Below are 530 nucleotides of genomic sequence, written 5' to 3'. Positions count from 1 at the left end.
GTTGGATCGGCGCGCCAGCGTTCGGCATCGGAACGCGACGGCCTTGGCTCCTGAGTTGCTGAGCCACGGTAAGGCTCATTTGGCCAGTTCAGGTTTTCACGCCGAGGTGGAGCAGGCATATCGCCAGCGCGCCATCCTGCACTTCCACTGGGCTCGGATGCGGACAACCTATCGGGCGGGAGCGCGCCCCTTTCCACGCCCCCGGCGCGCCAGGAAACGCCGTCCGAACGTGAGCCCTCGTCGCGATTTTGTCCGCCGCCATGACCTCCAAAAGGTCGCTGCGAGCCGGAGCCTTGGACGAATTGCTCAGAACCATCGTGATCACGCCACCTTCCCGGCCGGCCACTGCGGCCGGGCTCGGATTCCACGTCCGGGTGCCGGCTGGTTCGCGAGCTTTCGGCTTCGTCGGGCCAGAGATTCTCATCAGAAGGCGAGGAGCTAGTTCCCGGCACGGCGCGAAAACGACGACGATTCCCACCAATGCCCTGCAGCGCAGCGCCAAGGAGCCGATGTGCGCCACCGCGAGGACC

General features: G+C 65.8%; 1 protein-coding gene. It reads left to right on the top strand.

The window, feature by feature from the left end; translation table 11 throughout:
• Window positions 1-293: 293 nt before the first annotated feature.
• The coding region (locus ACWGS9_RS35280) for a hypothetical protein (protein ID WP_454509491.1) at window positions 294-530 on the top strand (237 nt) is incomplete at its 3' end.

The organism is Mesorhizobium sp. Arg314 (assembly GCF_053714275.1).
Note: the sequence above shows the minus strand (reverse complement) of the source record. Positions and strands in the feature narration are given on the sequence as shown.